The sequence below is a fragment of the Pseudomonas sp. NMI542_15 genome, from assembly GCF_021283425.1.
GTDB lineage: Bacteria > Pseudomonadota > Gammaproteobacteria > Pseudomonadales > Pseudomonadaceae > Aquipseudomonas > Aquipseudomonas fortuita.
Window position 1 is genome coordinate 1 of sequence record NZ_JAJSRO010000012.1, and the last position, 26,577, is coordinate 26,577.

Annotated in this window: 24 protein-coding genes and 1 pseudogene; 16 read left to right on the plus strand and 9 right to left on the minus strand. The window is 64.3% G+C overall.

The window, feature by feature from the left end; genetic code table 11:
• Positions 1 to 359: 359 nt before the first annotated feature.
• The 3 genes from LU684_RS17540 (at position 360) to LU684_RS17550 (ending at position 4,306) form a co-directional block, all read left to right on the plus strand.
• Positions 360 to 2,012 carry an acyl-CoA dehydrogenase family protein gene (locus LU684_RS17540; protein ID WP_016489334.1) on the plus strand — a complete coding sequence of 551 codons (1,653 nt, stop codon included), beginning with the start codon at positions 360 to 362 and terminating at the stop codon, positions 2,010 to 2,012.
• A 185-nt stretch (positions 2,013 to 2,197) separates the two neighbouring features.
• Entirely contained in the window at positions 2,198 to 3,661 is a 1,464-nt protein-coding gene (amn, locus tag LU684_RS17545) for an AMP nucleosidase (protein ID WP_016489333.1), read from the plus strand.
• 6 nt (positions 3,662 to 3,667) lie between these two features.
• Positions 3,668 to 4,306: a pseudouridine synthase gene (locus LU684_RS17550; RefSeq protein WP_016489332.1), complete on the plus strand. Its 639-nt coding sequence runs from the start codon at positions 3,668 to 3,670 to the stop codon at positions 4,304 to 4,306.
• 120 nt (positions 4,307 to 4,426) lie between these two features.
• On the opposite strand, the gene LU684_RS17555 is transcribed toward LU684_RS17550, so the two are convergent.
• Entirely contained in the window at positions 4,427 to 4,630 is a 204-nt protein-coding gene (locus tag LU684_RS17555) for a DUF2788 domain-containing protein (protein ID WP_003249787.1), read from the minus strand.
• Positions 4,631 to 4,684: 54 nt separating this feature from the next.
• Positions 4,685 to 5,161, minus strand: coding sequence for an Lrp/AsnC family transcriptional regulator (locus LU684_RS17560; RefSeq protein WP_016489331.1), 477 nt, complete (start codon positions 5,159 to 5,161; stop codon positions 4,685 to 4,687).
• A gap of 395 nt (positions 5,162 to 5,556) precedes the next feature.
• Here LU684_RS17560 and LU684_RS17565 point away from each other — a divergent pair, with 395 nt between their 5' ends.
• Positions 5,557 to 6,393: a DUF6515 family protein gene (locus LU684_RS17565; protein ID WP_191087015.1), complete on the plus strand. Its 837-nt coding sequence runs from the start codon at positions 5,557 to 5,559 to the stop codon at positions 6,391 to 6,393.
• Between the two features lie 115 nt (positions 6,394 to 6,508).
• On the opposite strand, the gene LU684_RS17570 is transcribed toward LU684_RS17565, so the two are convergent.
• Both LU684_RS17570 and LU684_RS17575 read right to left on the minus strand, forming a co-directional pair.
• On the minus strand, positions 6,509 to 7,378 hold the full coding sequence (locus LU684_RS17570; protein WP_016489329.1) for a cation diffusion facilitator family transporter: 870 nt from the start codon (positions 7,376 to 7,378) through the stop codon (positions 6,509 to 6,511).
• 25 nt (positions 7,379 to 7,403) lie between these two features.
• Positions 7,404 to 7,823: a hypothetical protein gene (locus LU684_RS17575; protein ID WP_016489328.1), complete on the minus strand. Its 420-nt coding sequence runs from the start codon at positions 7,821 to 7,823 to the stop codon at positions 7,404 to 7,406.
• Between the two features lie 117 nt (positions 7,824 to 7,940).
• Here LU684_RS17575 and hrpB point away from each other — a divergent pair, with 117 nt between their 5' ends.
• Complete coding sequence (gene hrpB / locus LU684_RS17580; RefSeq protein ID WP_232894859.1) at positions 7,941 to 10,469, plus strand: ATP-dependent helicase HrpB; 2,529 nt, start codon at positions 7,941 to 7,943, stop codon at positions 10,467 to 10,469.
• Positions 10,470 to 10,487: 18 nt separating this feature from the next.
• Here hrpB and LU684_RS17585 read toward each other — a convergent pair whose 3' ends face one another.
• Positions 10,488 to 11,141, minus strand: a complete 654-nt coding sequence (locus LU684_RS17585) for a YciC family protein (RefSeq protein ID WP_023048888.1) — start codon at positions 11,139 to 11,141, stop codon at positions 10,488 to 10,490.
• 167 nt (positions 11,142 to 11,308) lie between these two features.
• Here LU684_RS17585 and LU684_RS17590 point away from each other — a divergent pair, with 167 nt between their 5' ends.
• From LU684_RS17590 to LU684_RS17610, 5 genes and pseudogenes are all read left to right on the plus strand, one after another.
• Entirely contained in the window at positions 11,309 to 12,073 is a 765-nt protein-coding gene (locus tag LU684_RS17590; protein WP_016489325.1) for a DUF2076 domain-containing protein, read from the plus strand.
• A gap of 114 nt (positions 12,074 to 12,187) precedes the next feature.
• A complete protein-coding gene (locus LU684_RS17595) occupies positions 12,188 to 12,667 on the plus strand; it encodes a LabA-like NYN domain-containing protein (RefSeq protein WP_016489324.1) in 480 nt (159 codons plus the stop codon).
• A gap of 9 nt (positions 12,668 to 12,676) precedes the next feature.
• Positions 12,677 to 13,281 (plus strand): annotated as a pseudogene (locus tag LU684_RS17600) (3'-5' exonuclease).
• Positions 13,282 to 13,405: 124 nt separating this feature from the next.
• The gene (gene yedA / locus LU684_RS17605; RefSeq protein ID WP_060518541.1) at positions 13,406 to 14,326 is read left to right on the plus strand and encodes a drug/metabolite exporter YedA; all 921 of its coding nucleotides are present in this window, start codon (positions 13,406 to 13,408) and stop codon (positions 14,324 to 14,326) included.
• Positions 14,327 to 14,381: 55 nt separating this feature from the next.
• Complete coding sequence (locus LU684_RS17610) at positions 14,382 to 15,704, plus strand: DEAD/DEAH box helicase (protein ID WP_232894860.1); 1,323 nt, start codon at positions 14,382 to 14,384, stop codon at positions 15,702 to 15,704.
• Positions 15,705 to 15,738: 34 nt separating this feature from the next.
• Here the strand turns inward: LU684_RS17610 and LU684_RS17615 are convergent, their stop codons facing one another.
• From LU684_RS17615 to LU684_RS17625, 3 genes are all read right to left on the minus strand, one after another.
• A complete protein-coding gene (locus tag LU684_RS17615; protein ID WP_016489320.1) occupies positions 15,739 to 16,980 on the minus strand; it encodes a TIGR03862 family flavoprotein in 1,242 nt (413 codons plus the stop codon).
• A 148-nt stretch (positions 16,981 to 17,128) separates the two neighbouring features.
• Positions 17,129 to 18,043, minus strand: a complete 915-nt coding sequence (locus LU684_RS17620; protein WP_016489319.1) for a histone deacetylase family protein — start codon at positions 18,041 to 18,043, stop codon at positions 17,129 to 17,131.
• A 154-nt stretch (positions 18,044 to 18,197) separates the two neighbouring features.
• The gene (locus LU684_RS17625; RefSeq protein WP_060518535.1) at positions 18,198 to 18,884 is read right to left on the minus strand and encodes a histidine phosphatase family protein; all 687 of its coding nucleotides are present in this window, start codon (positions 18,882 to 18,884) and stop codon (positions 18,198 to 18,200) included.
• Positions 18,885 to 19,063: 179 nt separating this feature from the next.
• Between LU684_RS17625 and LU684_RS17630 the strand changes: the two genes are divergently transcribed.
• From LU684_RS17630 to LU684_RS17645, 4 genes are all read left to right on the plus strand, one after another.
• Entirely contained in the window at positions 19,064 to 19,633 is a 570-nt protein-coding gene (locus tag LU684_RS17630) for a GNAT family N-acetyltransferase (RefSeq protein WP_023048884.1), read from the plus strand.
• 96 nt (positions 19,634 to 19,729) lie between these two features.
• Entirely contained in the window at positions 19,730 to 20,599 is an 870-nt protein-coding gene (tesB, locus tag LU684_RS17635; RefSeq protein WP_016489316.1) for an acyl-CoA thioesterase II, read from the plus strand.
• Positions 20,596 to 21,186, plus strand: a complete 591-nt coding sequence (locus tag LU684_RS17640; RefSeq protein WP_016489315.1) for an HAD family hydrolase — start codon at positions 20,596 to 20,598, stop codon at positions 21,184 to 21,186. The genes tesB and LU684_RS17640 overlap by 4 nt, the downstream gene beginning before the upstream one ends.
• Before the next feature lie 309 nt (positions 21,187 to 21,495).
• Positions 21,496 to 22,506 (plus strand): zinc-dependent alcohol dehydrogenase family protein, encoded by a 1,011-nt coding sequence (locus LU684_RS17645; RefSeq protein ID WP_016489314.1) that lies wholly within the window; start codon positions 21,496 to 21,498, stop codon positions 22,504 to 22,506.
• A 79-nt stretch (positions 22,507 to 22,585) separates the two neighbouring features.
• Here LU684_RS17645 and LU684_RS17650 read toward each other — a convergent pair whose 3' ends face one another.
• Positions 22,586 to 23,287: a FadR/GntR family transcriptional regulator gene (locus LU684_RS17650; RefSeq protein ID WP_016489313.1), complete on the minus strand. Its 702-nt coding sequence runs from the start codon at positions 23,285 to 23,287 to the stop codon at positions 22,586 to 22,588.
• Positions 23,288 to 23,548: 261 nt separating this feature from the next.
• On the opposite strand from LU684_RS17650, the gene LU684_RS17655 reads away from it, so the two are divergent.
• Both LU684_RS17655 and gudD read left to right on the plus strand, forming a co-directional pair.
• A complete protein-coding gene (locus tag LU684_RS17655; protein ID WP_232894861.1) occupies positions 23,549 to 24,901 on the plus strand; it encodes an MFS transporter in 1,353 nt (450 codons plus the stop codon).
• 19 nt (positions 24,902 to 24,920) lie between these two features.
• On the plus strand, positions 24,921 to 26,276 hold the full coding sequence (gene gudD / locus LU684_RS17660; RefSeq protein ID WP_232894862.1) for a glucarate dehydratase: 1,356 nt from the start codon (positions 24,921 to 24,923) through the stop codon (positions 26,274 to 26,276).
• The last annotated feature ends 301 nt before the right edge of the window (positions 26,277 to 26,577 follow it).

Sequence of the window (26,577 nt, forward strand, 5' to 3'; positions counted from 1 at the left end):
CTGGCCCGGCTGGCAATACAAACAGCGCCTGTGGTGGTTTGGTCGCCCTCAAGGCCCTGGTATCGGCCGAAGATGTTCATGCGCATGCTCAAGGCTTGCCTCTTTTTTGAGGATGAAAGCCAGGAACCTAGCAGCCTGTAGACGGGTATTTTCGGAGCAGGGGGGCTTTAGGAAGCGTCCTACAGGGGATAGAGAATTAGACTACAAGCCTTGCTGGGTGGCACCGCCTGTCAGCCCTGATGCATTCCCAAGGCATGCGCCACCCCCACCACACGTTTAGTCATTAATGCCCCTTTGACTCCCCGGCGAGCAGTGCTTCACTGGGTCTCTCAAGCCTACCCGGATCCAGGAGCCCCCCGATGAACCTGCACCAGTACGCTGAAACCCACGAAGTCACCAACCAGCCACCGTCCCTCGACGGCGCCAACCTGTACCGCCTCGACCTGCCATTGCAGGAGTGGTCACGGCGTTTCGGCGCGGGCTGGGCCGAGTCGCGGATCGATGCCTATGGCGCCCTGGCGGGGGGGCCGCTGATGCAGGCAGGTTTCCTGGCCAACGCGCACAAGCCGGAGTTCATCAGCCACGACCGCTACGGCCATCGCATCGACCTGGTCGAGTTCCACCCGGCCTACCACCAGCTGATGCGCACCGCCGTCGAGCACGGCCTGCCTTCCTTGCCATGGGCCGAACCCCGCGCTGGCGCCCATGTGGCACGGGCTTCGATGACCTACCTGCACAGCCAGGCCGAAGCCGGTACCGGCTGCCCGCTGACCATGACCTTCGCCGCCGTGCCGGCGCTACGCCTTCAGCCCGAACTGGCCGAGTACTGGCTGCCGAAAATCCTGGCCTGCGAATATGACCCGCGCAACGTCGGCGACCGGCACAAGGCCGGGGTCACCCTGGGCATGGCCATGACCGAGAAGCAGGGCGGCACCGATGTGCGCGCCAATACCACGCGGGCGTATCCGGTGGGCGCACCTGGCCCGGGGCAGCCGTACGAGCTGGTCGGGCACAAGTGGTTCTGCTCGGCGCCGATGTGTGATGCATTCCTGACGCTGGCGCAAACCGAAAAAGGCCTGAGCTGCTTCCTGCTGCCGCGCCACCGCCCGGACGACAATCGCAACCAGTTCTATATCCAGCGCCTGAAGAACAAGCTGGGCAACAGCTCCAACGCCTCCAGCGAAGTGGAGTTCCGTGGTGCGCTGGCGTGGATGATCGGCGAAGAAGGGCGGGGTGTGCCGACCATCATCGAGATGGTCGCCATGACCCGTTTCGACTGCATGGTGGGCTCCAGCGCCCTGATGCGTCAGGCGCTGACCCAGGCGACCCACCACTGTGCGTACCGCAAGGTTGGCGGGCGGGTGTTGAACGAGCAGCCGCTGATGCAGAACGTGTTGGCCGACCTGGCCCTGGAGAGCGAGGCTGCACTGGCCCTGAGCCTGCGCATGGGGCAAGCGCTGGAGCAACTGGACGACCCGCAGCAGGCGCATTTCGCCCGGTTGGTCACGGCGGTGGGCAAGTACTGGATCTGCAAGCGCGCGCCGGCCATGATCAACGAGGCCGCCGAATGCCTGGGCGGTGCGGGTTATGTCGAAGACAGCATCCTGCCGCGACTGTACCGCGAGGCGCCGGTCAATTCGACCTGGGAAGGCTCTGGCAACGTACAGTGCCTGGATGTGCTGCGGGCCTTGTCCAAAGAGCCGGGCGTGCTCGATGCGCTGTTCACCGAATTGGGCGATGGGCATGGGGATCCGCGCCTGGCGGCGCATATCGGCAACCTCAAGGGGGCATTTGTCGACACCGGCGACATACAGTACCGCGCGCGGCAGCTGACCGAGGATATCGCCCTGGCGCTTCAGGCCAAGTTGTTGCTGGAGGCGGGCAATGCGGTGGTCAGTGACGCGTTCATCGGTAGCCGGCTGACGGGTGGTGGACGGGTGTATGGGGCGCTGCCTCGGGGTGCCGATGTGCAGGCACTGGTGAGCAGGGCAACACCTGCCTGGCCGAGTTGAGCTGGCTTTGAAGGGCTCACCGCCGGCAAGCCAGCTGCCACAGGTCATGCACAAGGTTCGATACCGGTGGAGTACTTGTGGCAGCTGGCTTGCCGGCGATGAGGCCGGTACTGACCGCCGGGGATGTAATTGCCACGAAACGCAGGCAAGATGGCTCACATGCATGTCCAGACAGGAAGCACAGTGTGAGCCACGCTTTTGTAGTCGTTGATACCCCCGAACAGGCCGTCGACCGTCTGGCGGCCCTGCATGAACAGGCCACGGGGGCCCTTAGCCAGGCCCTCAAGCGATACCTGAAGGACCGTACCGAGCCGGGCGCCGACGAGCGCGACCTGTTCCGTTACCCGGCACTGCGCCTGACCTACTACAGCCACGGTGAGGTTGCCGCCACCACGCGGGCCTATGCCAAGGTCCAGGTGGCCGGCACTTACAGCGTCACCGTCACCCAGCCCGCCGCGTTTCGCGGCTACCTGCTGGAGCAACTGCGCCCACTGATGCACGACTACACCGTCACGGTAGAAGTGGGCATCAGCGAGCAGAACATTCCCTACCCTTATGTGGTTGACCAGGGTGACGAACTGGCCGGCAGCGGTATTACCGCCGCGCAGCTGGCACGGGTATTCCCCAGCACCGACCTGTCGGCCGCCACCGACAACATCGCCGATGGCCTTTACGACTGGGACCGTGCCGAAATTTTCCCACTGGCGCTGTTCGACGCCGCGCGCGTCGACTTTTCGCTGCGCCGCCTGGTGCACTACACCGGCAGTGACTGGCGCCATGTGCAGCCGTGGATCCTGCTGACCAACTACCACCGTTATGTCGACCAGTTCATCAGCCACGGTCTTGAGCAACTTCGCGACGACCCGCGCTTCGTGCGCATGGTGCTGCCGGGTAACGTGATCATCGAAAAAGCCATGGACCATGGTGAAACCCAGGCCCTGGTCGCCAGCGTGATCTGGCACCGCTACCAGATGCCGGCCTACCACCTGATCGCCGCCGATGGCGACGGCGTGACCTTGGTCAACATTGGTGTCGGCCCATCCAACGCCAAGAACATCACCGACCACCTGGCCGTGCTGCGTCCGCACTGCTGGCTGATGATCGGCCACTGCGGCGGCCTGCGGCAGTCGCAAACCATTGGCGACTACGTGCTGGCCCACGCCTATATGCGCCGTGACGGCATTCTTGACCGGGTAGTGCCGCCGAACATCCCGATTCCCGCCCTGGCCGAGGTGCAGATGGCCTTGCAGGAGGCTGCCGCGCAGGTCACCGGTGAGCGTGGCGAACAGCTGAAAAAGCGCCTGCGCACCGGTACCGTGCTGACTTACGACGACCGTAACTGGGAGCTGCGCTGGGCGCAGGAGCGTCCGCTCATCAACTTGTCGCGCGCCGTGGCGGTGGACATGGAAAGCGGCACCATTGCCGCCCAGGGTTATCGATTGCGCGTGCCGTACGGCACCTTGCTGTGTGTGTCCGACAAGCCGCTGCACAGCGAGATAAAGCTGCCAGGTTCGGCCAACGCCTTCTACAACCGGGCGGTCAGCCAGCACCTGAAGATCGGCATTGCGGCCCTCGACCTGTTGCGCACCGAGCTCAACTCGCTGCACTCGCGTAAACTGCGCAGCTTCGATGAGCCGCCGTTCCGCTGAGGATCCATGTCACTGCCACCCCGTAACAAGCCGCGCCGTCCCCAGGCGCGGCCTGCCGCCGGCCCGCGTCGCCAGCCCAAGGCGCCACCGGCCGAGCCGCGCCTGATCCTGTTCAACAAACCGTTCGACGTGCTGACCCAGTTCAGCGACGGCGAAGGGCGCGCGACCCTCAAGGACTTCATCGACATCGCAGGCGTGTACCCGGCCGGCCGGCTGGACCGTGACAGTGAAGGCTTGCTGTTGCTGACCAACGATGGCGGGCTGCAGGCGCGTATTGCCGACCCCAGGCACAAGCTGGCCAAGACTTACTGGGTGCAGGTGGAGGGGGAACCGAGCGACGAGCAGTTGCAGCGTTTGCGTAATGGCGTGGAGCTGAACGATGGGCCGACCTTGCCGGCCGAGGCACGGCGCCTGGAAGAACCCGAACTGTGGCCACGCAACCCCCCGGTGCGCTTTCGCAAGAGCGTGCCGACCAGCTGGCTGGAACTGGTGATCCGGGAGGGGCGTAACCGGCAGGTACGGCGGATGACGGCGGCGGTTGGGCTACCGACCTTGCGCCTGGTGCGGGTGCGGATCGGGGATTGGGCGCTGGATGGGCTGGAGCAGGGTTGCTGGCGCGAAGTAGTTCCGAAGTTACAGCGATAATGGGGGCCGCTTTGCGGCCCATCGCGACACAAGGCCGCCCCGACAGGTACAGGGCCAGCCTCAGGCATGTGTATTCCCTGTTGGAGCGGGCTCGCGTCGCGAAAGGAGCGCAAAGCAGCCTTACACCCCTTCGAGAAACCCCACCACCACGCTCTTGATGATAAAGGCCAGCACCCCCAGCCCCAGCACGAAGAACAGGATCAACGTCCCGAACTTGCCGGCCTTGGACTTTTTCGCCAGGTCCCAGACGATGAAGCCCATGAAACCGATCAATACGGTGACCAGGATGATCATCATCCACTCTTCGAATACGGCGGGATCCATCTGTGTTCTCCAGGCAGGCTGAGCAGCTGATTATACGCGGGCTACCGTGGGTATTTAACGCAGGTGGGTCAATGGCAGCTCGGTGCTGGCCAACACCTGGTTGAGCACAAAGCTCGAACGCACGCTGGTGACGCCCTCGATGCGGGTCAGGCTGCCTAGAAGCAGTTTTTGGTAATGGTCCATGTCTGGCACCACCACTTTGAGCTGGTAGTCGGCATCCATCCCGGTGACCAGGCTGCATTCAAGCACCTGCGGCAGGACACGGATGGCCGCCTCGAAGGTTTCGAAGCGCTCCGGGGTGTGGCGGTCCATGCCGATCAGCACGTAGGCGGTCAGGCTCAGGCCCAGCTTCTTGCGGTCGAGCAGGGCCACCTGGCGCGAGATGTAGCCGTCGTCCTCCAGTTGCTTGACCCGACGCGAGCATGGCGACGGCGACAGGCCGATGCGTTCGGCCAGTTCCTGGTTGGAAATGCGCGCATCGCGCTGCAATTCGGCGAGGATGCTCAGGTCGTAGCGGTCAAGTTTGCTCATGGCATTTGCCTTTTCTGTACGTATTGCGGCGAATTATCAATCCAGGGTGAAAAATTGCGCAAGTGCTATTTATCTGAGCAATCTTCGCAATCCTCTGCCGCAACCTCTCCGGTATCTTTATCCACAGAATCACTGCCCGGACATCAGTCCACGGCGACGCGCTCTAGGCGGGCGGTCGCGGCCAGCCATCCAACAGGATGCGCCAGGCCCCCGGGCTACACACCCTTCAGAAGACGGTGTGAGGTGAGCCGGCGCCACAAGTGCCGAGCACGGACGACAATTTCAGAAGGGAGGCCCTGCGGCCTCCCTTTTTTCTGTCTGGAAATTTAATTGGCCTGGGTGGCCGTCACGGTAGACTGGCTGTGATTGCAGCATTTTCTACCGAGAGGAACACCATGAAGTCGCGCATCTGGCAGTTGGCAGGTGTTGGTTTGCTAGGTTTGAGCATCAGCCTGGGGGCTTTGGCCGAAGGGCCGGGTGAGGGGCATGGCGAACGAGGCCAGCAAGGGCAAGCAGATGGTATGCCCGGCCGCTCGCTGAACTCACGCGACGAAGTGCGCCAGACCCAGCCGCCAAGGCAGGGCTACTACCAGGACATTCCCCGGCGCCATGGCGATAACCGTCAATGGCAAGCCGGCGGCCCTGGGCAACGCCCGGGTGGTGATTGGCAGGGGCGCCCGGATGGCCATGGCAACGGCTGGGGGCCTGGGCCGCAGTATCGCCCGGGGCACACGGTGGATCATTTCCCCGACCGCTACTGGAAAGTGCCCTACCGTGGTGCTGACTACTTCTACTCCGGTGGCTACTGGTATCGCCCGCATGGCGGCAGTTACATCGTGGTGACGCCGCCTTACGGCGTGCGGATCAATTACCTGCCGCCCTATGCGCAGGAGGTATGGCTGGGTGGTGCGCTGTTCTTCCTGGTGGCGGACACCTATTACCAGTATCTGGCTGACAGCCAGGAGTATGTGGTGGTCAACCCGCCCTCCGTCGCGCCGGCACCCGTACCGGTGTCACCGGCCAACGGCGGGTACGACGTGGTGGCTTACCCGATGAACGGGCAGGGGCAACAGCAGCAGGAGCAGGACCGCTACCAGTGCCATCGCTGGGCGGTGAGCCAGTCGGGATTCGACCCGGCGACGGCGACTTACGCACCGGCGGCCAATGTGCTCGACACCTATCGCCGGGCGCTGGGTGCCTGCTTCAGTGGCCGGGGTTACAGCATCAACTAAGCCAGTTGTGCTGTCGGTCCCGACCCTGTCGCCGGCAAGCCAGCTCCCACAGGTATTGCGCATGCCCTCAGGCCGGTCACGCCTGTGGGAGCTGGCTTGCCGGCGATTTGCAGATTCACACCGGGTCGGCGTGCACCATCACATCCGCTTGTGGATAACGCTGGCGGATCACCCGCGACGCCTCCACACACAACCCATGCGCGTCATGCAGCGGCAACTGGCCCGGCAGCTCCAGATGCAACTGCACGAACCACTGATTACCCGACACCCGCGTGCGCAGGTCATGCACACCTTTCACGCCGGGTATGGCCAGAACCAACGCGCTCATGTCTTCGCCAACATCGCCGGGCAGTTCCTTGTCCATCAGTATCGACGTACTTTCGCGGGCAATCTGCAATGCGCTCCAGAGGATGTAGCAGGCAATGCCCAGGCCGAACAGTGCATCCAGTTGTGGCCAGCCAAAGCGTGCCAGCAACAGGGCCAGCAGAATGCTGCTGTTCAGCAACAGGTCCGAGCGGTAGTGCAGGGAGTCGGCCCGTACTGCGGTGGAGCCGGTCAGGCGAATGACCTTGTGCTGCAGTGCCAGCAAGGCAAGCGTCAGCACCAGTGACAGCAGCATCACTGCAATGCCGACACCGGTGTCGCCCAAAGGCTGCGGCGTGTGCAGGCGTTCGGCCGCCTGCACGCCAATCAGCACCGCACTGACGCCGATGAACAGCGCCTGCGCCATACCGGCCAAGGCTTCGGCCTTGCCATGGCCAAAACGGTGGTCGTCGTCGGCGGGGCGCAAGGCGTAGTGCACGGCGAGCAGGTTGATAAACGACGCGACAGCATCCAGTGCCGAGTCGGTCAACCCGGCCAGCAGGCTGACCGAGCCGCTCAGCCACCAGGCCAGGGCCTTGCTCAGCACCAGGATACTGGCCACCGCCAGTGAGGCGCGGGTGGCCAGGCGTAGCAGGCGCTGGTGTTCGGCTGGGGTGATCATCCGTGGTCAAGTCCGTGTGTGGGGTTCAGGCTGCCGGCACCAGGCCCAGGCTGGCCAGCTGTTCGACGCTGCCGCGGTGCTGGATCAGCCGTGGGTCGTTCAGCGGCAGGCGCTGGCCCAGTTCGCTTTCGAGAATGGCCTGCAACTTCAGGTTGTCGACCTTGCCGTCGGGGCTTACCGCTTCTTGCAGCTTGGCCGGGTCGACCTGGGCGGTGCGGCCACCCGGGTAGTAGATGGCGCCGGTGGCAAAGTCGATGCCGAAGGCAATCAGCCCCGGGATCACGTAGAACAGGATGCCGATGGCGTCCATTGCGGCTACCACGGGGTCGATCTTGCCGCCGATCTGGCCGCGCCGGTCCGGGTAGAAAATGGTGCCGCAGGCCGTCAGCTGGGTCAGCAAGGTGGCGATGAGAGCGCCGCCGATGACGCGGGATGGGATGCGCATGTAAATCTCCGAGAGGGTTTTCAGCAGGGCAAGCGAAGCGCCTGCGCCTGAAGCTTAAGACCATGATAGAGCAGGCTGGGTTCGCCGTTATACTCGCCAGATTGTTCGAGGACCACCATGATTTCATTACCGATCGATGCCGTCTTGCCTGCCTTGCGCCAAGCCCTGGAAAACCGTCACGAAGCCGTGCTCGAAGCGCCACCCGGCGCCGGCAAGACCACCCGCGTGCCGCTGGCGCTGCTGAACGAGCCGTGGCTGGCCGGGCAGACCATTCTCATGCTCGAACCCCGGCGCCTGGCGGCGCGGGCGGCGGCCGAACGGCTGGCCAGTGAACTGGGCGAGCAGGTCGGTGAAACGGTGGGTTATCGCATTCGCCTGGACAGCAAGGTCGGGCCGAAAACCCGTATCGAGGTGGTGACCGAAGGCATTCTTACCCGCCGCCTGCAAGCCGACCCGGCGCTGGAAGGTGTGGGCCTGCTGATCTTCGACGAATTTCACGAGCGCAGCCTGGATGCCGACCTGGCCCTTGCCCTGAGCCTCAATGGCCGTGAGTTGCTGCGTGACGACCCGCCACTGAAGATCATGCTGATGTCCGCAACCCTGGAGGGCGAGCGCCTGTCACGGCTGCTGGATGAAGCCCCGGTGGTCAGCAGCGAGGGCCGCATGCACCCGGTGGATATCCGCTGGGGGCGGCCTTTCCAGCCGGGCGAGTTCATCGAGCCACGGGTCGTGGACAGCGTGCTGCAGGCCTTGGCCGAGCAGACGGGGAGCGTGCTGGTGTTCTTGCCCGGCCAGGCCGAAATCCGCCGGGTGCACCAGAGCCTGCAGGAGGCACTGGGCGAGCGGCCGGAGATTTTGCTGTGCCCGCTGCATGGCGAACTTGACCTCAATGCCCAGCGCGCAGCCATCGACCCGGCGCCCAAGGGCCTGCGCAAGGTGGTGCTGGCCACCAATATCGCCGAGACCAGCCTGACCATCGACGGCGTGCGCGTAGTGATCGATGCCGGCCTGGCCCGGGTGCCGCGGTTCGATCCTGGCAGTGGCATGACCCGGCTGGACACCCAGCGTATCTCCCGCGCCAGCGCCACCCAGCGCGCCGGCCGTGCCGGCCGGCTGGAGCCGGGCGTGTGCTACCGGCTGTGGTCCGAGGCCCAGCATGACCAGTTGGCTGCCCATGGCAGCGCCGAAATCCTCCAGGCCGACCTGGCTGGTTTGGCCCTGCAACTGGCGCGTTGGGGCGTCGCACCTCATCAGTTGCGCTGGCTCGACCAACCGCCCAGCGCAGCGTTTTCCCAGGCTCAGGACCTGCTGGCGCGCCTGGGGGCATTTAAACCGGGCAGCCGCGACAACCTCAGCGATCACGGCCAGGCCATGGCCGAGCTGCCGGCTCACCCACGTATCGCCCATTTGTTGCTGCGTGGTCAGGGCCTGGGTTTGGCCGCCATGGCCTGTGATGTGGCGGCGTTGCTCGGCGAGCGGGATATCCAGCGTGGCGGCGGTTCCGACCTGCACAGCCGGCTGGCGTTGATCAGCGGCGAGACCAAGGCCAGCCGAGGCGGCCAGGGTGGCGTGCAGCGCGCCCGGCAGCTTGCGCGTCAGTACCGTGGCCTGTTGCGCGGCAAGGCCAAAGCCGCCGTCGCTGACCCTGATCACCCGCGCTGGCTTGGGGCTCTGCTGGCGCTGGCCTATCCCGACCGGGTTGCGCAGCAGCGGCGTGAAGGGGGCGCCGAGTATCGTCTGGCCAACGGCCGTGCAGCCTTGTTCGGTGAGGTCGATGCGTTGATGAAACACCCGTGGCTGGTGATCGCCGACCTGGGCAGCCGCCAGGGCCAGCGCGAAGAGCGTATCTACCTTGCGGCAGCATTCGACCCGGCGCTGCTCGATGATGTGCTGGCCGAGCAGGTAGAACGCGTCGATCTACTCGACTGGGACGAGCGCGAGCAGGTGCTGCGTGCCGAACGCCAAACCAAAGTGGGTGAGCTCATACTAAGCCGCGAACCACTGACCGGCCTGAGTGACGAAGCGCGCGCCAAAGCGCTGCTCGGCCTGGTACGACGCAAAGGTCTGAACCTGCTGACATGGACACCGGAACTGCGCCAGTGGCAGGCACGGGTGGCACTGTTACGCCAGCTGGACCTGGACAGGGGCGGGCAAAGCGAATGGCCCGACCTGGGTGACGAGGCGCTGCTCGCCAGCCTGGAAGACTGGTTGCAGCCCTACCTTGGCAAAGTGTCCCGCCTCAGCCACTTCAGCGCGCTGGACCTGCCGTCGATACTGCGCAACCTGCTGCCCTGGCCGCTGCCGCAACGCCTGGACGAACAGGCACCCGCGCATCTGGCCGTGCCGTCCGGCTCGAACATCCGCCTGGACTACAGCGAAATCCCGCCGATTCTTGCCGTGCGCCTGCAAGAATTGTTCGGCCTTGCCGACACCCCACGCATTGCCAATGGCCGGCAGCAGGTCAAGTTGCACCTGCTGTCACCGGCACGCCGACCCGTGCAGGTGACCCAGGACCTGGCCAATTTCTGGCGCACCACTTATGCCGAGGTAAAGAAAGACCTGAAAGGGCGGTACCCCAAGCATTACTGGCCGGACGACCCGCTGGTGGCCGAGGCTACAGCACGGGCCAAGCCCAGGGGGACGTGACCGTAGCCGGGCTGGTGGTCAGTCGGCTTCACCTTCCAGCAGCATGAACAGGCGGTACAGCACCACAGTGCTGAACAGCTGCAGGAAGCCGCTGAGGCTGTCCATGGCCAGCTCCATGCCGGGCGATGGCTCGGGGAACGCCATCAGCAGCAGCCCGTCGATCAGCCAGATCGGTGCCAGCACTGCCAGCACGCAGATCATGATGCGCATGAAGTGCCCGGTAGTCATGCGGGCGCTTTCGCGCATCGACTGCACCACCGGCAGGCCGCGCAGCACCAGCAGGTACTCGGCGAACACCAGGTTGATCATGATCCACACGCCCGGGAAGATGAACAGCGCAAGGCCGGCCATGATCAGCAGCGAGCTGATCAGGATCAGCAGGGCCAGTTGTGGCCATAGTTGCAAGGCGCGGGCGAACAGGTCGCGCTTGCCGATGTCCTGGCCGTTGCTGCGGGTGTGCAGGTAAAGAATCAGTGCCGCACTGTACAGCGGGTAGAACAGCAGGCTGACCAGCATGCCGTAGGCCGGCGATGCCTGGTCGCCCATCTGCCGGTACAGCAGCTGGGTGAGCAAGGCTTCCAGCACCACCAACGGCAGGCACAGCTGGAGAATGTTCGGCAGGTGGCGGCGGAAGAAGTACAGGGAGTCGCGCAGAACGCTCAGCGGATTCATCAGTCAACATCGCATGGCAGTAAAAACAGGGGCATAACTTTAGCCCAAAGCAGGCGTGGGGCTGTCACTTGCTGAAAAAAGTTTCACGGCGCCGGTGATTGAATCCTGTGCCGCTACACCCCATCTTTGACGCTGTCCGTTGTCACGCTACCCCACGAGGTCGCCCCATGAACACTGAAGAACAAACCCTGATCGACGGCCTGTTCGGCCGCATCAAGCAAGCCGAAGACCCGAACCAGCCGCGTGACGCGCAGGCCCAGGCGTGCATCGAGCAACACCTGCGTCAGCAGCCGGCGGCGCCTTACTACATGGCACAGGCAATTCTGGTGCAGGAGGCGGCAATCAAACGCCTCGACGAGCAGAACAAGCAACTGGAGGCCGAGCTGAAGCAGGCCCGCGCCCAGGCCGAGGCCGCACAAGCCGGTAACAGCGCACCAGGCAACGGCGGCGGTGGCTTCTTGTCCAGCATCTTTGGCTCGGGCGGGCGCAGTGCGGCCCCGGCTGTGCAGCCTCAGCGCCCTTCGGCGCCGCCTGCAGCATCCGGCGGTGGCTGGCGCGAGCCGTCGGCCCCAGGTTTCTCCCAGCCTCAGCCTCAGCCGCAGCAGCCTGGCTTTGGCGCTGCGCCGGCGCGCAGCGGTGCCAGCAGCTTCCTCGGTGGGGCCATGCAGACCGCAGCCGGTGTGGCCGGTGGTGTGTTGCTGGCGCAGGGCATCAGCAGCCTGTTCAACCATAACTCGCAGCCGGAAGAGGTGGTCGAGGTGATCAAGGAAGAGCCAGCACCGGCCAGTGACAGCGGCGGCTGGAACGACCAGGGCGGGCAGCAGCAGGTGGCTGACAACGGTGGTTGGGGCAGCGACCAGGGCGGTTATGCCGACTCCGATTACGGCAGTGACGATGGCGAGTTCTTCTCGGACGACGATTCGTACGTCTGACAGGTCTGGCATACTGCTGGCAATTCTGGGGGCGCTTGGCGCCCCTTCGCGGGCACGCCCGCGAAGGGCTGCGCAGCAGCCCCCGGTATCCCAGGCCAGACATGAGGTTCCCAGGTGAAAAAGATCGCGCTGTTCGCCGATGTGCAGAACCTCTACTACACCGTGCGCCAGGCGCACGGCTGCCATTTCAACTACACCGCGTTGTGGGCTGACGTCAGCCGTGAAGGCCAGATTGTCGAAGCGGTGGCGTATGCCATCGACCGTGGCGACAGCAAGCAACAGCAGTTCCAGCAGATTTTGCGCAACCTTGGTTTCGATGTCCGCCTCAAACCCTTCATCCAGCGCAGCGATGGTTCGGCCAAAGGGGACTGGGATGTGGGTATTACCCTGGATGTGATCGACGCGGCCAGCCGGGTCGACCAGGTGGTGCTGGCCTCTGGCGATGGTGACTTCGACCTGTTGCTGGAACGGGTGATCCAGCGCCACGGTACAGAGGCCGTGGTGTATGGCGTGCCTGGGCTAACCGCCTTGTCGTTGATCCGTGCGGCCACCCGCTATGTGCCCATCGAGGGTAAGCTATTGCTCAAACATTGAGGCCCTTTGATGGAACGTATTGCTGTAATCGACTTTGAAACTACCGGCATCAGCCCTGGCGCTGGCTGCCGCGCCACCGAAGTGGCGGTGGTGATGCTGGAGGGCGGGCGCATTGTCGAGCGCTACCAGAGCCTGATGAACGCCGGTGTGCCGGTGCCAGCCTTCGTCGCCGGGCTGACTGGCATTCCACCGCCATGCTGCGCAGCGCGCCGCCGGTGGACAAGGTAATGAACGAAGTCGCCGAGTTCGTCGGGGTCACCCCGTTGCTGGCGCACAACGCTGCCTTCGACCAGAAGTTCTGGGACTACGAGCTGAGCCGCATTGGCCGTAGCCGTAGCCAGTCTTTCGCCTGCTCCCTGCTGCTGTCCCGGCGCCTGCTGCCGATGGCACCGAACCACAAGCTGGGCACTTTGACCCGCTGGGCCGGCCTACCGGATACCGGTACCGCGCACAGGGCCATGGCCGATGCCGAGATGGCCGCCAACCTGCTGCAACATTTGGTAGGCGAATTGCGCCAGGCCCATGGTGTACAGCAACTCTCGCACGACCTGCTTTGCCGTTTGCAGAAGACCCCGGCTGCGAAAATGCGCGAAGCGCTGGCCAAATACCGTTAGGCAACACTGCCCCTAAACCGGACGCACCACAATTGTGCCGCTCATTTGCACCCGTTCTGTAACGTACCTTGACCCAGGCAGGCCGTTAGACTGAATGACCCGTAAACGGATTTCGAGTTTTCCCATGCCTGCCTCCCGTCGCTTCCCGTTGTTGCTCATCGGTGCTTTCCTGGCCTTGTACCTGGTCTGGGGCTCTACCTACCTGTTCATTCGCATTGGTGTGGAGAGCTGGCCGCCGATGCTCATGGCCGGGGTGCGCTTCCTGATTGCGGGTGGTCTGCTGTACGGTTTTCTGCGCTGGCGTGGTGCGCCGGCGCCGACCTGGGCGCAGTGGCGGGCGGCAGGGGCAATCGGTTTTCTGCTGCTTAGCTGTGGCAACGGCGGCGTGACCGTGGCCGAGCATGCAGGGGTGGCATCGGGCGTGGCGGCGCTGGCAGTGGCCACAGTTCCCTTGTTCACCTTGCTGTTCGGCCTGTTGTTCGGGCACCGCAACTCGAGATTGGAGTGGGCTGGGATCGCCCTGGGGCTGGTAGGTATCGGCCTGCTGAACCTGGGCTCCAACCTGCAGGCAAGCCCGATGGGTGCGGCGCTGATTGTTTTCGCGGCTGCGTCGTGGGCGTTCGGTTCGGTGTGGAGCAAGACCTTGCCGTTGCCCCAAGGGCCGATGGCCAGCGCTGCAGAAATGCTGGTGGGTGGCGCGGCGCTGTTGCTGGGCAGCGTGCTGTCTGGCGAGCGTATGACGCAGATGCCGACTGCGGCCGGCTGGGGGGCGTTGGCCTACCTGGTGTTCTTCGGCTCGATCCTGGCGTTCAGTGCCTACATGTACCTGCTCAAGCACGTACGCCCGGCGGCGGCCACCAGCTATGCCTACGTTAACCCGGCGGTTGCCGTGCTGCTGGGCATTGTCTTTGCCGGCGAACAGATTGGCGCCGAGGAGTGCGTGGCCATGGCGGTGATTATCGGTGCGGTGGTGCTGATCGGCCTGCCACAGTGGCGCAAGGCACCTACGCCTGCGCAGCCGTTGGAAGGCGAAATCTGCAAGTAGGCCGGGGTGATGCGGTAAACTTGCCGCCTTCGCTGAACCCCCTGACGGTATTGCCATGAATTTCGCCAAACTCGGCCTGATCGAACCCCTGCTGCGCACGCTGCAGCAGCTGGACTACACCACCCCGACCCCGGTGCAGGCCAAGGCCATCCCCGCCGTGCTGGCCGGCCGCGACCTGATGGCCGCGGCCCAGACCGGCACCGGCAAGACCGCAGGCTTTGCCCTGCCCGTGCTGCAGCGCCTGGCACTGGAGGGCGAGAAGGTGGCCAGCAACTCGATCCGCGCGCTGGTGCTGGTGCCTACCCGTGAGCTGGCCGAGCAGGTGCACAACAACGTGCGCGAGTATGCCGAGAACCTGCCCCTGAGCACTTACGCGGTGTACGGCGGCGTCAGCATCAACCCCCAGATGATGCGCCTGCGCCGTGGCGTCGACCTGTTGGTGGCCACCCCGGGCCGCTTGCTCGACCTGTTCCGGCAGAATGCGGTGAAGTTCAACCAGGTGCAGACGCTGGTGCTGGACGAAGCTGACCGCATGCTCGACCTGGGCTTTGCCGAAGAACTGCAATCGGTGTACGCCGCGCTGCCGCGCAAGCGCCAGACGCTGTTGTTTTCTGCCACGTTCTCTGACCAGATTCGCGTACTGGCGGGGCTGGCGTTGAATGACCCGCTCAGTATCGAAGTGAGCCCGCGCAACGCCACTGCAACCAGCGTCAAACAGTGGCTGGTGCCTGTGGACAAAAAGCGCAAGGAAGACCTGTTCTGTCACCTGCTGCGCAAACAGCGCTGGAGCCAGGTGCTGGTGTTTGCCAAGACCCGTAACGGTGTCGACCAGTTGGTGTCGCGCTTGCTGGCCGAAGGCGTAAACGCCGACGGCATCCACGGTGACCGCCCGCAGGCCACCCGCCAGCGGGCGCTGGACAGCTTCAAGGCCCGCGAGATTCAGGTACTGGTGGCGACCGACGTGGCGGCCCGTGGCCTGGATATCGACGACCTGCCGCTGGTGGTCAACCTCGACCTGCCGATCGTCGCCGAGGATTACGTGCACCGCATCGGGCGTACCGGGCGGGCGGGTAACAAGGGCGAGGCGATTTCGCTGGTGTGCGCGGATGAAGTGCAGTTGCTGGGGGCTATCGAAGTGCTGACCCGGCAGACCCTGCCACGCCATGAAGAACCGGATTTCATCCCTGATCACCGGGTGCCGATGACCGACGCCAGTGGCCAGGTGATCAAGAAGCCGAAGAAGCCCAAAAAGCCGAAAGAGAACAGCCCCAAGCGCGGGCTGGGGCGTTGGATGGACAGTGGGGAGCCGGAGCCGGCAGTGAAGGCGGTGCGCAAGGTGCCGAGCTTCAATGGTGGGCCGCGTAAGCGTAAGCCTTGAGATTGATGGGGCCGCTTTGCGGCCCCAAAATTTGTCAGGAAACCCGCGTAACCCACTCCGCCGCCGCCCGCCCGGCACGCAACCCGCTGGCAAAGCAAGCCGTCAGCAGGTACCCCCCGGTCGGCGCCTCCCAGTCCAGCATCTCGCCGGCACAGAACACCCCCGGCATGCTTTTGACCATCAACCCCTCATCCAGCCCCTCGAAGCGTACCCCGCCGGCACTGCTGATTGCTTCATCCAGTGGCCGCGTACGCACCAATGTGATCGGCAAGGCCTTGATCGCCTGGGCCAGCGCCAATGGGTCGGCAAAGGTCGCCTGATCGGTCAGCTCGCGCAGCAGCGCCGCCTTGACGCCATCAATGCCCAGCTGGCTGTGCAGATGCTTGGCCATGGAGCGCGAACCGCGTGGCTTGGCCAGTGCCTGGGCAATTTTGTCCACAGGCTTGTCTGGCAGCAGGTCGAGCAGCAGTACCCCTCGGCCTTCGCGGTTGATGGCTTCGCGCACCGGTGCCGACCAGGCATACACCAGGCTGCCTTCAACACCCTGCGCGGTGAGGATGAACTCGCCTTTGCGCGGCGCGCTGCCGGGGACGCTGAGGGCAATGTTCTTCAGCGGTGCGCCCGCGAATTTCTCCTTCAACAATGCGCTCCAGCCATCCACCTCAAACCCGCAGTTGCTGGGCTGCAAAGGCGAGATATCCACAGCCCGTTCAGCCAGTAATGGCTGCCAGGCGCCATCCGAACCCAATCGCGCCCAACTGCCGCCACCCAGCGCCAGTACCACGACTGCAGCCTGCACCGCGCGCTCGCCCTGTGGATAAGCGATCCGCAAGGCACCGTCGGCATTCCAGCCCAACCAACGGTGGCGGGTGTGGATAACTACCCCGCAGTCGCGCAGCCGCTTGAGCCAGGCGCGCAGCAGGGGGGCGGCTTTCATGTCGGTGGGGAACACCCGCCCCGAGGTGCCGACGAAGGTTTCGATGCCCAGGCTGTGAATCCACTGGCGCAAGGCTTCGGCGTCGAAGCCGCGCAGCAGCGCCTCGACTTCGCCCTGGCGCCCGGCATAGCGTGAAACGAACGCCGGGTACGGCTCGGAGTGGGTGATGTTCATCCCGCCAACACCCGCCAGCAGGAACTTGCGCCCCACCGAAGGCATGGCGTCGAACACCTCGACCGCCAGGCCTGCCTGGGCCAGTGCTTCGGCAGCCATCAGGCCGGCGGGGCCACCACCAATAACGACGGCGAGAGGAGGGGAGGCGGGGTTCAGATCGGACATGGTGGGCAGCAGGCTGTGGAAAAGATGCGCATTCTAGCGCAGCGCTGCCCATGGAAGCACTGGTCAAAAAATGATCATAGTTCTGCAGGCCTTGCGTACAAAGGGCTACAGCGCCTTTCCCGCAGGTTATCCACAAGCGGTTCCACAGTCACTGTGAACAACCGATGACGCGTGCCGCGCTGTGGTGAAGGATGCCATGGCGCCTGGCCAACGCTTCGCGGTCCTTGCTGTAGCCGCCGCCGATCACGCCAACCACCGGGATGTCACGGCCCAGACAATGGCGCAGCACCGCTTCGTCACGGGCGGCCAGGCCGGCGTCAGTCAGTTGCAGGTAGCCCAGGGCGTCGTCCTTGTGCACATCGACGCCGGCGTCATACAGCACCAGGTCGGGTTGATAGAGCGGCAGCAGGTAGTTAAGGGTGTCGTCCACCACCTTCAGGTAGGCCGCATCGCCCATGCCACGGGGCAGGGGAATGTCCCAGTCGCTCTGCGCCTTGCGGGCCGGGAAGTTCTGTTCGCAATGCAACGACACGGTGATGGCCTCGGGGGTGTCGTGCAGGATGCGCGCGGTGCCGTCACCCTGGTGCACATCGCAATCGAAGATCAGTACCCGGTGTACCCGGCCAGCCTCCAGCAGGTAGCGGCTGATCACGGCCAGGTCGTTGAAGATGCAGAAGCCGGCGGGGTGGTCGTAATGGGCATGGTGGGTGCCACCGGCGAGGTGGCAGGCGATGCCATGTTGCAGCGCCATCTCGGCGGTCAGCAGCGAGCCACCCACAGCCCGCACCGTGCGCCGGGCCAGGGCTTCGCTCCAGGGCAGGCCGAGGCGACGCTGGTCCTCGCGGGACAGGTCGCCGTTCATGTAACGCTCGATATAGCCACGGTCGTGGGCCAGGGCGAGGATATCGTTGGGGCAGATGTCCGGGCGCAGCAATGCCTGGTCGGTGGTCAGCCCGCTGTCCACCAGGTGGTCATGCAGCAGGCGGAACTTGTCCATCGGGAAGCGGTGTTCGGCGGGGAACTCCGGGCTGTAGTCTTCGTGGTAGATCAGCGGCAACGGCATGGGTGGGGTCGCAATCAGGGCCAGTGCTGATCTTGCCATGACGGGTGACTGCAATGGGAGTACCTGTTTTTTTCGCCGGTACTGGCCCTTTTGTGGGAGCGGCCTTGTGTCGCGATTGGGCCGCTCCCACAGGGATCGCGTTTACGTTTGAGGGCTATTTTCCTGTGCTGGCCAATACGCGTTGCCAGTCGGGTTCGTTCAGTCGCCCGAGGATGCGTGCCTTGCCATTGCCATCCACCGACACGAACAGGGCACTGGCATAGCCACTCTCGCGCTCGCCACCCGCAACGTTCTGCTGGCGGGCGAAATGGTCGATGCAGCCATTGTGGGTCACCAGCACCAGGTTGTGGCCGGGGCGCTTGCGTGACAGTGCTTCACTGGCGAACTGGTTGTCACAGCCTTCCAGCCAGTTCTCGCTGGCCACCGCCTGGCCGAGGATGAAATGCGCGGTTTGCCGGGTGCGCAGTTTCGGGCTGCTAAGCATATCGGTGTTGTCAAGGCCCAGTTGGTGCAACCCTTGGCCAACGCGTCCGGCGGCCTGGCTGCCGGCCACGGTGATGCCGGTGGGGTCGCCCAGGCAGGGGCCGGGGGCGCTGTCGCAGCGTTCGGCGTGGCGGATCATCACGATCACTGCGCCGTCGGCCCAGTCCTGCAGCAGGCCGCTGTCACTCAGTTGTTGCTCGTTACCAAGGTCCACGATATGCGTCCTCGTCGCCAGCCAGGTGGTCACCGCCGCCACGACCATGCAAAGCCCAAGGGCGGCACCGAGGGCTTTGCGTGACAGGCGCCGCTTGCGCCGGGCGTGAATGGCAGGGTGTCCCAGGGTGTTGCTCGATAGCATGTGTTGCTCCGTTGGCGGTGCCGCGGTTGGCGCGGAGGTGGATGGCAGCATCCTGCCAAGTGGCCTGTCGGGGACCGGTGAAGGGCGTGTGAAAATTGCATTTGGCGGCTGCCGGCTGGGTGAACCCCGCGCCCGCGCCTACGCTGTAAACTGCAAGGCGGTAAACCGGAGCAGGCACGATGACCCCCATTCTTGAACTGGAAAGCGCACGGCTGGTGCTGCGTCAATGGCATGACGATGACTTGCGCGAGTTCGCCGCGCTGTGCGCCGACCCACAGGTGATGCGCTATTTTCCGGCGCCGCTGACGCGTGTTGAGGCGGCAGCGTTGATCGGCCGGGTACGCGGGCATTTCAATGAGTACGGCTTTGGCCTGTGGGCCTTGGAGCGCAAGGACAGTGGCGCATTCATCGGCATGACCGGGTTGCTCAATGTCAACTTCGACGCGCCTTTTGCCCCGGCGGTGGAGATCGGCTGGCGCCTGGCACGTCGCCACTGGGGCCTGGGCTTTGCCAGCGAGGCGGCGTGGACCTGCCTGCGTTGTGCTTTCGCCCAATTGCGCCTGGAAGAGGTGGTGTCGTTCACTAGCGAGAGCAACTTGCCGTCGCAGAAGGTGATGCAGGCCATCGGCATGCAGCAGGACCTGAACGGCAGCTTCGAACACCCCCGCCTGCCCGTGGGGCACCCGTTGCGCCCGCATGTGCTGTACCGCATCGACCGCGCGCTTTGGGAGCGCACCCTGCGCGCCTGAATGCACGGCCATGCCCGGTAAGAATGACAAACCCTGTATCATTTGCCTTCATAACGAGCGCTGTAGAGACGTGTTGCCTTGCGAGGAGAACCCCCAATGAGTCATGTGTTGGACGACCTGGTCGACCTGTTGAGCCTCGAATCCATCGAGGAGAACCTGTTCCGTGGACGCAGCCAGGACCTGGGCTTCCGTCAGTTGTACGGTGGGCAGGTGCTGGGCCAATCGTTGTCGGCGGCCAGCCAGACAGTCGAGGACGCCCGCCATGTGCATTCGTTGCATGGCTACTTCCTGCGCCCGGGCGATGCCAGCCTGCCGGTGGTGTACTCGGTGGACCGCGTGCGCGATGGCGGCAGCTTCAGTACCCGACGGGTGACGGCGATCCAGAAGGGCCAGACCATCTTCACCTGCAGCGCGTCGTTCCAGTACGACGAGGAAGGTTTCGGGCACCAGGCGCAAATGCCTGACGTGGTCGGCCCGGAAAACCTGCCCACCGAGGTGGAGCTGGCCCGCGCCATGGCCGACCAGTTGCCCGAGCGTATTCGCGACAAAGTGCTGTGCGCCAAGCCAATCGAGATCCGCCCGGTCACCGAGCGCGACCCGTTCAACCCCAAGCCCGGCGACCCGGTGAAGTACGCCTGGTTTCGCGCCGACGGCAACCTGCCCGACGTACCCGCCCTGCACAAGTACCTGCTGGCCTATGCCTCGGACTTCGGCCTGCTGACCACGGCGTTGCTGCCGCATGGCAAGTCGGTGTGGCAGCGCGACATGCAAATCGCCAGCCTCGACCATTCGCTGTGGTTCCATGGCAACCTGCGCGCCGATGAGTGGCTGCTGTACGCAACAGACAGCCCCTGGGCCGGGAACTCCCGCGGTTTCTGCCGCGGCAGCATCTTCAACCAGGCCGGGCAACTGGTGGCATCGTCGAGCCAGGAAGGCCTGATTCGCCATCGCAAGGACTGGGCATGAGCCTGGGCGAGGTGCGTCACTGGGTGTTCGACATGGACGGTACCCTGACCGTGGCCGTGCATGATTTCGACGCCATTCGCGTGGCGTTGGAGATACCGGCCGAGCACGACATCCTCACCCACCTGGCGGCGTTGCCGGCAGACGAAGCGGCGGCCAAGCATGCCTGGTTGCTGGAGCACGAACGCGACCTGGCGGTAGCCTCCACGGCGGCCACCGGGGCGGTGGAGCTGGTGCGCGAGTTGGCCGGGCGCGGGTGCCGGCTGGGCATCCTGACCCGCAATGCCCGCGAGCTGGCGCATGTGACGCTGGAGGCCATCGGCTTGGCAGACTGCTTCCCGGTGGAGCACATTCTTGGGCGTGACGAAGCGGCGCCCAAGCCAAGCCCGGATGGGCTGCTGAAAATTGCCGGTGCCTGGGGCGTGGCGCCGAGCGAGCTGGTGATGGTGGGGGATTACCGGTTTGACCTGGACTGCGGTCGTGCAGCGGGTGCGCGCACGGTGCTGGTGAACCTGCCGGATAACCCATGGCCGGAGCTGGCGGACTGGCATGCGGCCGATTGCCGGGCACTGAAGGTGATGCTGGGCTGATTTTGTGTTGGCAATGCGGGACTCTTCGCGGGCATGCCCGCTCCCACAATGGCACTTGCTCCCTGCGCGACAGCGCAGCCCAACTGATTTACTGATTTAGCAATGACTTTGTGGGAGCGGGCTTGTCCCGCGAACCCCGGCGCAGCCGGGCCATGCATCGTGTCGCCTGCTTCGCGGGGCAAGCCCGCTCCCACAGGTATTGCGCAAGTCTCAGGGCTGTGGTGCCCCTGTGGGAGCGGGCGTGCCCGCGAAAGGGCCGAACCTGTCTATGCTGAACCCCATTCTTTCCTCTGATACGGAGACCCACCCATGACCAGCAAGGCCATCTACGTACAACCCGGCGGCGGCTACGACAAGGTCGAGGTCGGCACAAGCGAGGCCGCTGCCCCCAAGGCCGGCGAAATCACCGTGCGCCTGCACGCCAGCTCCCTCAACTATCACGACTTTGCAGTGGTCAGCGGCATGTGGGGCCCGAGCGAGCGGCGTATCCCCATGGCCGATGGCGCTGGTGAAGTGGTTGCGGTGGGCGAAGGTGTCAGCGAGTTCCAGGTGGGCGACGATGTGGTCAGCACCTTCTTCCCCGACTGGCTCGACGGCCAGGCCAACGTCGAAGGCTTTGGCAGGGTACCCGGCGACGGCCTCGATGGTTATGCCCGTGAGCAGGTCACTGCCCGTGCCACCGCGTTCACCCTGGCCCCCAAGGGCTTCAGCCACGCTGAAGCGGCTACCCTGACCACCGCAGGCCTCACCGCCTGGCGTGCGCTGATGAGCGACGACCACCTCAAACCTGGCGACACGGTACTGGTGCAAGGCACCGGTGGTGTGTCGATCTTCGCCCTGCAGTTCGCCAAGCTGGCTGGCGCCACCGTGATCGCCACGTCGTCCAGCGACGCCAAGCTGGAGCGCCTGAAGGCCCTGGGCGCCGACCACCTGATCAATTACAAGAGCACCCCGGCTTGGGGTGAGAAGGTGCGCGCGCTCACCGGCAACCGCGGTGTCGACCATGTGATCGAAGTGGGCGGCCCGGCGACGCTGGAGCAGTCGATGATTGCCGCGCGCATCGGTGGGCATGTCTCGCTGATCGGCATCCTTACCGGCGTGGCCGGTCAGCTGCCGCTGGTGCAGGCGCTGGTGCGGCAGATTCGTCTGCAAGGTGTGCTGGTGGGCAGCCGCGCCCAGCAGCAGGCGATGGTGAGGGCGATCGATGCCAACGGCCTGCGGCCGGTGGTGGACAAGCACTTCGAACTGGAGCAGATCGTCGAAGCGTTCCGCTACCAGGAAAGCAACCGGCATTTCGGCAAGATCTGCCTGACCTGGTGAAGGCTGGACTCCCAAAGGCCCTGCCCATACGCGGGACCTGTGTGAGCGGGCGCACCCGCGAAGGGCTGCGCAGCGGCCCCTAGCCCGGCAGCAAACGGTCGCGGCTGTTGGACAGGTGCAGGCAGACCGCCGCCCTCGCTGCGTCCGGGTCTTGCCGGCGGATGGCATTGAGGATTGCCTCGTGCTCCAGGTTGGCCAGGTACGCCTGCCGCGCCAGCTTCGCCCCGCCGCGTTCGGCCAGGGCCATGCGGTTGCGCGGGATCAGGCTGTTGCCCAGGTGCAGCAGCATCTCGGTGAAGTACAGGTTGCCGGTGGCCTCGGCAATCAGTAGGTGGAAACGTCGGTCGGGCTCGATACAGCTGTCGCCGGCGGCTGCCAGGTCCTGATAGTCATCCAGCGCCTGGCGCATGCGCACCAGGTGCCCCTCGTCACGGCGCAGCGCAGCCAGGGCGGCGGCCTGGCCTTCCAGGCCAATACGCAGTTCCAGCAGGTCACGCACATTCGCCGCGCTTTCCGCTGCCATACGCAGCCCGGCCTGGGCCTGGCGCGCCATCACGAAGGTACCGATACCGTGGCGCGGCTCTACCAGCCCGGAGGCCTGCAACTTGGACAAGGCCTCACGCACCACCGTGCGACTGACCCCGTGCTCGCGCACCAGCGTGTTCTCTGAAGGCAGCTTGTCGCCCGGCTTGAAGGTGCCCAGCAAAATCTGTTGGGTCAGGCTGGAGACAAGGTCATGGGCGCGGCTGTGGCCGTGCTTGCGGGCGTTTTCGGGTTCCATGCTGTGATCCGTTTCGCGCTTAACTTGTACGACAAGTTAAACCATCAAATTATTTTTTGCCGATTTTTTGTGCCTTCAGACTGCTGTTTAGCTTCGCTGTTTTTGAAAGATCGCAGCATGTTTACATTATGACAGCTTGTATTTTGCTGTTTTGCCGACATTGTTGATCTTGTCGTACAACATCGCCACGCATATGCTCATCCCCACTGCCATGTCAGACAACCCAGACCCGCACAAAAACAATTAGTGGGAGATTTGCAAGTGAACGACACCCTCACTCCGTCTGCCCGGCACGACAGTGACGCCTTGGCCAGTGCCGTGGCCAAGGTCAAGCGTCATGTCCTGCCGCTGTTTGTCATCATGTTCATCGTCAACTACCTCGACCGCGTCAATATCGGTTTCATCCGCCCGCACCTGGAAAGCGACCTGGGCATCAGCGCTGCGGCCTATGGCTTTGGCGCCGGCTTGTTCTTCATTGGTTATGCGTTGTTCGAAGTGCCTTCGAACATGTTGATGCAAAAGGTGGGGGCGCGGCTTTGGCTGACCCGCATCATGTTCACCTGGGGCTTGGTAGCCACGGCCATGGCCTTTGTGCAAAACGAAACCCAGTTTTACGTGCTGCGCTTTCTGCTGGGGGTTGCCGAGGCGGGCTTCTTCCCTGGGGTGATCTACTACTTCACCCGCTGGCTGCCAGGCGCCGAGCGCGGCAAGGCGATTGCCATCTTCCTCAGCGGTTCGGCGCTGGCTTCGCTGATTTCCGGGCCGCTGGCCGGGGCGTTGATGCAGATTCAGGGCCTGGGTATGCATGGCTGGCAGTGGATGCTGTTCATCGAAGGCATGGCCTCGGTTGCACTGTGCTTCTTCGTGTTTTTCTGGCTGGATTCCAAGCCGCAAGATGCCAAGTGGTTGAGCCAGGCCGAGCAGGACGCGCTAGTGGCCGCCATCGACCGTGAGCAACGTGAGCGTGAAGCCGTTGGTACAGTCAAGGCATCGGCCTGGACCCTGCTCAAGGATCGCCAGATCGTGCTGTTCTGCGTGATCTACTTCTGCATTCAGTTGACCATCTACGCTGCCACCTTCTGGCTGCCTAGCATCATCAAGCGCATGGGTGACCTCAGCGACCTGCAGGTCGGCTTTTTCAACTCGATCCCGTGGCTGATCTCGATCCTGGCCATGTACGCCTTTGCCGCTGGTTCTGCGCGCTGGAAGTTCCAGCAGGCCTGGGTAGCCGGTGCCCTGTTGGTCGCCGCCATCGGCATGTTCATGTCCACCACCGGTGGGCCGGTGTTCGCCTTTGTCGCCGTGTGCTTCGCGGCCATCGGGTTCAAGTCGGCATCGTCACTGTTCTGGCCGATCCCGCAGGGTTACCTGGATGCCCGCATCGCGGCGGCAGTGATCGCCCTGATCAACTCGGTCGGCAACCTCGGCGGCTTTGTTGCCCCCACCACCTTCGGCCTGCTGGAGCAGCAGACCGGTTCGATCCAGGGTGGGCTGTACGGCCTGGCCGTGACCTCGGTGCTGGCGGCCATTGCCATCTTCTTTGTACGCACTCGCCCCAAGGGCGCCCCTACCGATGACCTCAAGGCCCCCTCGGCCCTGGGCCATACCCACTGATGACTGCGAGACAACAATCATGACTATGCAGACCAATCCCGCCGTTCATACCAGCACTCCGGTGGTCACCGACCTGCGCGTTATTCCCGTGGCCGGCCATGACAGCATGCTGCTGAACCTCAGTGGCGCCCATGGCCCGTATTTCACCCGCAACGTGGTAGTGCTGCGCGACAGCGCTGGCAATACCGGGCTGGGCGAGGTGCCTGGCGGTGAAAACATTCGCCAGACCCTGGAAGAAGCCCGCAACCTGGTGCTGGGCCAGCCGATCGGCCACTACCAGCGCGTGCTCAATGCCATGCGCCAGACCTTTGCCAGCCGGGACTCGGCTGGTCGCGGCCTGCAGACGTTTGACCTGCGCATTACCGTGCATGCAGTAACGGCCATCGAGTCGGCACTGCTCGACCTGCTTGGCCAGCACCTCAACGTGCCTATGGCAGCCTTGCTGGGCGAGGGGCAGCAGCGCGATGCGGTGAAGATGCTGGGTTACCTGTTCTACATCGGCGACCGTCAACACACCGACCTGGCCTACCGCAATGAGGCCGATGCAGATGACGACTGGTTCCGCGTGCGCCACGAGAAGGCCTTGACCCCGGAAGCGGTGGTGCGTCTGGCCGAAGCGGCCGAGCAGCGCTATGGCTTCAGCGACTTCAAGCTCAAGGGCGGTGTGCTGCGTGGCGAAGAGGAGATGGAAGCAGTGACGGCGCTGGCCGAGCGCTTCCCCGAAGCGCGTATCACCCTGGACCCTAACGGCGCCTGGTCACTGAAAGAGGCCATTGCCCTGTGTCGCGACAAGCATCACGTACTGGCCTATGCCGAAGACCCCTGCGGCGCCGAGAATGGTTACTCGGGCCGTGAGGTGATGGCCGAGTTCCGCCGTGCCACCGGCCTGCGCACCGCCACCAACATGATTGCCACCGACTGGCGGCAGATGGGCCATGCGATCCAGTCGCAGGCAGTGGATATTCCGCTGGCCGATCCGCACTTCTGGACCATGCAGGGCTCGGTGCGGGTAGCGCAGATGTGCAATGACTGGGGGCTGACCTGGGGTTCGCATTCGAACAACCATTTCGACATTTCGCTGGCGATGTTCACCCAGGTGGCGGCGGCGGCGCCGGGCGAGATCACCGCAATCGACACCCACTGGATCTGGCAGGACGGCCAGCGCCTGACCCGTGAGCCGCTGCGCATTGTCGACGGGCATGTGCGGGTCCCGGCTCGGCCGGGGCTGGGGCTGGAGCTGGATGAGGACCAGTTGGCCAAGGCCCATGAGTGCTACCGCAACATGGGGCTGGGGGCGCGGGATGACAGCGTGGCGATGCAGTTTCTGATCCCGGGCTGGCGCTTCGATAACAAGCGGCCTTGCCTGGTGCGTTGAGGCGGTTACAGGCCCGCAGTGCAAAGACAGCCCCGGGTGACCGGGGCTTTTTTGTGAGTAGCTGAAATCGCCTGGGCCGGCACTGGCAACCCACATCCAGATGAAAAACAAAAGCTCCAGATGGCGAGGTGGCGCGATCGGGCATGCCATTCGCGACATCTGGCGGTAATGGAACTGCCCTGTCGTGATCGAACAGTTCCGGGGCGTTCTCGTGTAATTTCCCGCAGCCCTGCAAGGCTTAAATGAAGCCCGAACCGCACGGACATGTTGCTCTGTGATGCGCGCCAAAGATCAACAACAG